The sequence below is a fragment of the Thermocladium sp. ECH_B genome, assembly GCA_001516585.1.
In the GTDB taxonomy this organism is placed as follows: domain Archaea; phylum Thermoproteota; class Thermoprotei; order Thermoproteales; family Thermocladiaceae; genus Thermocladium.
The window spans coordinates 1-7187 of record LOBW01000085.1 but is presented as its reverse complement, the minus strand read 5'-3'; the positions used below and the strand labels follow the sequence as shown (position 1 = coordinate 7187).

Sequence of the window (7187 nt, the reverse complement as noted above, 5' to 3'; positions counted from 1 at the left end):
GAAGGGATTAACCCTCACGGAGTTGAGGCAACTAGCCCTCGACTTGAGGAAACAAGATGAGGAGTACCAACAATTATACTCACAAGTAGTTCAACAAATCGCCGACAGATATTATGAGGCTAGGCAGCGCTTCTTCGATGGGCTTGCAAGATTCCCCAAGGAGAAGAAACCCCATAAATACTACAGTTTGATTTATTCGCAAAGCGGTTGGAGAATATTGGCTAGGGAGGGGAAGGGCAAGAACAAGAAGAGACTCGTGTTGAGGTTATCAAGTCTAGGCGTGTTTAAATTAATTGTTCATAGGGACTTCCCGTTAGAGGAAGTTAAACGCGTGGCGGTGAAATTGACGAGGAGTGGAAAAGTGTATGTCTCGTTCATTGTTGAGGATTATGAATTCCCAAAGCTACTAAACACTGGGAAGGCGGTGGGGATCGATGTTGGTGTGGAGAAATTGTTAGTGACCTCGGATGGGGAGTACCTCCCAAACCTGAGGCCCTACGAGAAGGCACTTAAGAAAGTGAGGAGGCTGCATAAGGAGCTATCTAGGAAGAAATTTCTATCCCGCAACTGGTTCAAGGCGAAGATGGAGCTGGCGAGGGCTTATGAGCATTTAGCGAACCTTAGAAAGGACTTGTACATGAAGTTGGGGAGGNATTTTGCTGAGCATTACGACGTCGTGGTTATGGAGGATATCTCCGTTAAGCAACTCGTTGGTAAGTCCAACAGAGGGCTGAGGATGAGGCTTCATGACGTGGCGTTTCATGAGCTTAGGAGCATCGTGGAGTATCAGTTGGGGAAGTATGGGAAGAAGGTGGTTTTAGTTGATCCTAGGAACTCCTCGAAAACGTGTGCTAAGTGTGGTTATGTGAAGATGGACTTAGCGTTGAGTGATAGGGTTTTTGAGTGCCCCAGGTGTGGTTGGAGGGCTGATAGGGACTATAATTCCGCTCTCAATCACTTGAAGCATGCAGGGTGGGAGCCGCCCGTGGTGCCCGTGGAGCTCCGCCCACTACCCATAACGATGGGCAAGGCGGGGCAAGGAAGCGGGAAGCCCCTTAAGGGTGGGGTAGCTCACCTCCTCGGGAACTAGGGATGCACATCGTGATAAACGAACGACAAGCCTCGCCTCTTCTAGGCGGGTATGGGCAAATCCTAGTGAAGGGCAGCAAAACACATCTGAATCCCAGCATGAAGTGAGCCTCAGTAGCCCCTGGTGAAAGCGGGGTAACTTCCAAGACCCCAGGGAACCCTCGCCAAATGGCGGGGAGGAGGTCAGTCAATACATATTATGCAATCTTTAATAGTTGCCCCAGTAAGGATTACAGAATGAATCTGGAGGAGGCGTTTTGGGACATGGTTAGGAACCCCGAATTGCTTCGTCTTTACATTTTAAGCGATGGCTTTTCCCTGGATGAAGCATGTGCTCGAAGCCGCCGACTTGGGTTGCCCTGCATTCCATCGATTAATGACGATTTCAGGACTAGATTCATCTCCGTATCGATCACGTTACTCACGGTGCTGGAAATGGAGGTAAAGTCGATGGATTCCTCAATGCCGATCAATGGATTAACCGCATTGCTGGGCGACATATCAAGCGATTTAGTGATTTATGATGCACCAAGTGATGTGATTAATGAGGCGCATGAACTCATGAGGAAAATCATACAGAGCATGAAGGGCGCTCATTAATCCCCTCAAGCCAATAAACGGCGAAGACTTATTCTACTTCCGCCAGAACTAAGAAGCCTCGCCCTTTAAGGAAGGGGACCATCAAAGCAATAATTCGAGAAGCTAACACGCCCTCAGTACTTGTGAAGCTCCACCATTCGGGGCAGGATGGTTCACAATCACGGCTGGGCGCCAGTATAGGGCGACGGTAATCCATGCTTCCTATGGCTCGCTGATTTAAGGAGGGCAACGAAGAGGGGCTGAGGCCGCGTCAATCTGCTTTTGAACTCTGGATGGAACTGTGTGCCCACGAAGAAGTAATGATTCGGCAATTCTATTGTCTCAACTCGATCCAGATCAGCGCGCCAACCTGATAACACGAGACCCGCCCCCCTTAATTCATCGAAGTACTTGGGATTAACCTCATACCTATGCCTGTGCCGCTCAACTATCTTTGAGGCGCCATAGATGTTGTGAAGCATGGAGCCCTCCACCAACTTTATCTCCCTGTTCCCAAGTATCATTGTTCCCCCAACCTCGGTTACGCCCGCCTCCTCTGGAGTCAGGTCTATAACTGGATGTTGAGTGGATGGATTAACCTCCGTCGTGTGGGCATCCTCGTAACCCAGCACGTGCCTCGCGAACTCAACCACGGCGAGCTGCATGCCGTAACATATGCCTAGGAACGGTATATTGCCCTCCCTCGCGAATTGTATTGCCTTCACCTTGCCCTCAACTCCCCTAGCGCCGAATCCAGGCAGCACTATTAATGCATCAGGCTTCATGTTCTCCAATAAGCCTTGATGGGTTTCCGCCTCCTCGCTGTCGCACCAAGTTATGATTGGCCTGATCCCGAGATGAGCGCCGGCGTGCCGCAGTGCCTCCACTATGCTTATATATGAGTCATGANGCTTGACATACTTGCCGCAAAGCACCACATTGATCTCCTCCTTGGCATTCACCACTGCATCGCTTAGCCTGGCCCAAGTGCCCCAGTCAGCCCTATTAAGGTGAAGACCCAGTGATCTACCTATGTAATCCCCCATGCCTTGATCATCGAGAAGCATTGGCACTCTATAAATCGTGTCAACATCGTAGGAGGAGAAGATGGCGTTCTCCCCAACATTAGTGAATAATGCTATTTTGCGCCGTATGTCCTGGGTCAATGGCTTCATGGATCTAGCCACTATCGCGTCAGGCTGAATGCCGACTCTCCTCAACTCCATCACGCTGTGCTGGAGGGGCTTTGTCTTGAACTCATCGGTTGTCTCCAGCACTGGGACTAGGGCCACATGAATGAACATGACGTTGCCATCCTCCTCAAGGCGCATTTGCCTAATGGCCTCGAGGAATGCCAGGCCCTCATAATCGCCCACTGTTCCCCCTATCTCCACTAGCACAACATCAGCGCCGGACTCCTCGGCGACCAGCCTTATTCTTCTCTTGATTTCATCGGTGACGTGGGGAATCAATTGAACGGTTTGCCCAAGATACTTGCCCTCCCGCTCATCCCTTATAACCTTCAAGTATATCTGGCCGGAGGTTATATTATGATCCTTGCTTAGCTCAATGTCTAGGAATCGCTCATAGTGGCCAAGATCCAGATCCGTTTCGCCGCCATCCATGGTTACGAACACCTCGCCGTGAGCAAATGGATTCATTGTGCCGGCATCAACGTTGAGATATGGATCAATCTTAACAGCAGTAACCGTGAGGCCCCTCATCTGCAATATCTTAGCTATTGATGATGTGGTTACCCCCTTCCCAACACCGCTTAATACTCCTCCCGTGATAAAAATGAACTTAGTCATATAGCACTAACCCAGGTACCGCTATTAAACCTTATTTTGAGGTCTAATCCATATGCCTCAAAATGGGCGGCGCATGCATTTATTGGCCCCGCTTGCTTTCCTTGATGCCGCATCGATGAGGAGTCATCGCATGGGGTTTTCTTGGATTCTATAAATATTATAGATATTCCAAAATAGCATTAAAAATATCTCCGGAGAAAAATTTATAAGACCATTGAGAAATGATAGAGCGACAATCATGGGTATAACGGATATATTAATCCTTGGACGGGGCGGGCAGGGAGGGGTGACCGCCGCCAGGATCCTAGTTTCAGCTGCAATGAAGGAGGGAAAATGGGGACAAGCAATGCCTGAATTCGGCGCGGAACGGCGCGGAGCCATAGTTAAGTCGTATGCCCGGATAGGGACTGAGCCCGTGATACTGCATAGCGCGATAAAGAGGGCTGATATAATAATGATCCTCACCCACACCATACTTAATCAAATCAATATAATGGATTACGCCAAATCAAGGGAAACGCAATTAATAATTAATTCCCCGGCGCCTATAAAGACGCCGCTCCCCGCTCATTGGGTTAATGCCAATCAAATAGCCGAGGATCTCGGACTAGTTATAGCTGGGTGGCATGTCGTGAATACCCCAATGCTTGGAGCATTCGCTAAGGCAACTGGACTAATCAGCCTACAATCGATAATCGACTCATTAAGGGAATTCATACGCGGCAATGTGCTTAACCAGAACCTGGAGGCAGTTAGGCGCGCCTATAATGAGGCAAAGCCAGTCATTGAGGTGGAGGCGGCCTAATATGGGTCTCGATTTCACCAAGTACCTCCTCTCGAGGCCGGCCCCGGGAGCGGCTGGGAAGACGGGGACGTGGCGTACCTATAGGCCTGTCGTCAACAATGAGAAGTGCATTAAGTGCGGTCNTTGTTGGCTATACTGCCCAGAGGACACCATTGATTGGCTTGAGGATAAGTCTGTCAAGATAGATTATGATTACTGCAAGGGATGCGGCATATGCGCTGAGGTTTGCCCAGTAAAGGTTATAGATATGGTGAAGGAGACGGTGGTGTAATATGCAGGAGACAATACAGAAACAAACTCGGAAAGTATTAGTTGGGGATCACGCGGTAGCCGAAGCAGTTAAATTAGCCAGGGTTCAAGTAATATCGGCCTACCCAATAACTCCTCAAACGCTTATAGTTGAGCGCCTAGCCGAGATGGTTGACGGCAAGGAAATGGATGCCAGATTCATAAGGGTGGAAAGCGAGTTCGCCGCGCTTGCCTCCGTATACGGCGCGGCGGCTGGGGGCGCGAGGGCATTCACGGCAACCTCCAGCCACGGCTTGTTTTACATGTATGAGATGCTATGGTGGGCAGCAGCCTCTCGCTTACCGCTAGTGATGGCTGTAGTCACTAGGTCCCTGGGCCCGCCCTGGAATATCCATGATGAGCACACGGACCTCATGGCAATCAGGGACAGCGGGTGGATAATAGGAATGGCGCAGAACGTGCAGGAGGCATTCGATATGACGCTGGCATCATATAAGATAACGGAGGACCCAAGGGTGCTTCTCCCCGTCGCCATAGGCTTGGATGGCTTCATACTGAGCCACACGGCCGAGGTGCTTGAGACGCCGGGCCAGGACGTGATTGATTCATGGTTGCCGCCACGGGATCCCCGCGTGCCATACCTAATAGAGCCGGGGGGCGAACCAATAACCATGGGCAACATGGTTAAGTCGGATTCATATCACATGCTGCTTAAGAAAATGATGGATGATTCAATGAGTGAGGCGAGGAAAGTGATTCAGGACACGTTTAATTCATATGCTAAACTGACCGGCAGAAACTATGGGGGCCTCGTTGAGTGCATTAATTGCAGCGATGCCAATTACTTCGTGGTATCCATGGGCGCGTGGTCCGGCGACTTGCTTAAGGCTGTGAATGATTTGAGGATGGAGGGATACAGGGTGGGGATGCTCAGGATCAGGTTCGTAAGGCCCTTCCCAGAGGAGGAAATAGCTGCAATAGCGTCGAGCGCCAAGGGCATAATGGTATTTGATAGGGATTACTCGGCCGGGTTTGGAGGCGTATTGGCGGGCGAAATAATGGGGCTAGTGCCGCCCACGGTCTCATTCAAGGGCGTGCTGGCTGGACTTGCTGGCGTCGATGTGTCTCCAAGCGACTTTAAGGAGGCCATTAAGGGATTCATAGATGAAACCGAGGAGTTGGGCCCAATGAGGATTAGGAAGGAGTGGTTAATGCCTAGGATGGGTGGTGAGTGATGAGCATCAGGATAGATCAATTGCCCAGGGATAAATTCATAATGCCTGGCACAGCCGCGTGCCCTGGATGCCCATTGCTGGTGGGCTTAAAGCAAGTAGCCATGGCGCTTAATGGAAAAATGTCGCTGGTGATACCGGCCGGATGCTCAAGCGTGATTCCAGGCATGGCTCCCACCACATCATTCAATGTACCCACGCTGCACGTGCCGTTCGCCTCAAGTCCAGCCGTGGCCAGCGGGTTAGTGTCGGCGGCCAGGATCAGGGGTAATAATGGGCCCGTGGTCGTTTGGGCGGGGGACGGCGCGAGCTCCGATATAGGGTTCGCAGCATTAAGTGGCGCCGCAGCCAGAAATGAGGACTTGATTTACATACTTGCCGATAATGAGGCTTACATGAATACCGGCATACANGCCTCAGGCACGACGCCCTGGATGGCGTGGACCACCACGTCGCCTAACGGCAAGACCGAGGATAGGAAGGAGATGGCGCTCATAATGCTGATGCATAAGATACCTTACGTGGCTACTGCATCTATAGCGTATCCCCTGGACTTCATTGCCAAGATCAGGAAAGCCAATCAAATACGTGGATTCAAGTTCATACACCTATACNCGCCCTGTCCCCCAGGTCAAAAATTCGATGACAGCTACACGATAAAGATGGCGCAGCTAGCGGTGGAGACCGGGGTATGGGTTCTATGGGAGTATAATCAGGGCAAGCTAACCATAAGTCCACCGAGCGCCATGTACAGGGATAAAGCCAAGAGAAAACCGCTGAGCGAGTACATGAAGCTGCAGGGAAGATTCGCTAAAGTGGATGCAGATGCGATGAAGATATACGAGGCCAAGATAGACTCCTACTGGAACACAATACTGAAGCTGAGCGAGATTTACAGGTGAGGAGGAATTCACGAGGCTTGAGGCTGCCCCACGGCGTTAATGCCCGATATAATCATCCTCATCTTGGATAAGAGACCCAATAATTGAATTATGGGGTCGGATCCACGGATTATCCTATAATGGGCGGAGGAGATCAAGTGAACCAATTGAGGCTTCACGTGCTCAGGCAACTTATAGCTCGAGTATGTCGACAATAAGTCGTAATGGGCGAATCCAATCACGTCAAGTGGATCAGCGCCCTCATCATCAACTAATCTATGGAGGGCCTTGCTTCCCCTGTCGAAGTCCCCCAGCAATAATTCCTTAATTATCTCCCTCAAAATGGTTGGACTCGCCTTACCCATTGCTTTGTATATTGTTTCTGCCGTTATTTGGCGGGAGAGGCTTGAGGCGGCCTGGAGGGCATTAATCGCCCTCCTCAAGTCACTCCCACTCACCTCCCACAAGGCATCCAACGCATCCCCCCCAATGGAGACCCCCTCCATCGAGCAATACTCCTCAACCTATCAATAACCGCCTC

Annotated in this window: 7 protein-coding genes and 1 pseudogene; 6 read left to right on the top strand and 2 right to left on the bottom strand. The window is 50.7% G+C overall.

Annotated features, from left to right (window positions below; translation table 11 throughout):
• Together AT710_08620 and AT710_08615 are read left to right on the top strand one after the other, a co-directional pair.
• Positions 1–1059, top strand: a pseudogene (locus tag AT710_08620) (transposase).
• A gap of 267 nt (positions 1060–1326) precedes the next feature.
• Positions 1327–1689, top strand: coding sequence for a hypothetical protein (locus AT710_08615; GenBank protein KUO90654.1), 363 nt, complete (start codon positions 1327–1329; stop codon positions 1687–1689).
• 158 nt (positions 1690–1847) lie between these two features.
• Here AT710_08615 and pyrG read toward each other — a convergent pair whose 3' ends face one another.
• The gene (gene pyrG, locus AT710_08610; protein ID KUO90653.1) at positions 1848–3479 is read right to left on the bottom strand and encodes a CTP synthetase; all 1632 of its coding nucleotides are present in this window, start codon (positions 3477–3479) and stop codon (positions 1848–1850) included.
• Between the two features lie 238 nt (positions 3480–3717).
• Between pyrG and AT710_08605 the strand changes: the two genes are divergently transcribed.
• The 4 genes from AT710_08605 (at position 3718) to AT710_08590 (ending at position 6667) form a co-directional block, all read left to right on the top strand.
• A complete protein-coding gene (locus AT710_08605) occupies positions 3718–4284 on the top strand; it encodes a pyruvate oxidoreductase subunit gamma (GenBank protein ID KUO90652.1) in 567 nt (188 codons plus the stop codon).
• Position 4285: 1 nt separating this feature from the next.
• On the top strand, positions 4286–4555 hold the full coding sequence (locus AT710_08600; protein ID KUO90651.1) for a ferredoxin: 270 nt from the start codon (positions 4286–4288) through the stop codon (positions 4553–4555).
• A gap of 1 nt (position 4556) precedes the next feature.
• The gene (locus AT710_08595) at positions 4557–5768 is read left to right on the top strand and encodes a pyruvate ferredoxin oxidoreductase (GenBank protein KUO90650.1); all 1212 of its coding nucleotides are present in this window, start codon (positions 4557–4559) and stop codon (positions 5766–5768) included.
• Positions 5768–6667, top strand: a complete 900-nt coding sequence (locus tag AT710_08590) for a 2-ketoisovalerate ferredoxin oxidoreductase (protein ID KUO90649.1) — start codon at positions 5768–5770, stop codon at positions 6665–6667. Before AT710_08595 ends, AT710_08590 begins: the two co-directional genes overlap by 1 nt.
• Before the next feature lie 8 nt (positions 6668–6675).
• Here AT710_08590 and AT710_08585 read toward each other — a convergent pair whose 3' ends face one another.
• Positions 6676–7152: a hypothetical protein gene (locus AT710_08585; protein ID KUO90648.1), complete on the bottom strand. Its 477-nt coding sequence runs from the start codon at positions 7150–7152 to the stop codon at positions 6676–6678.
• Between the last annotated feature and the right edge of the window lie 35 nt (positions 7153–7187).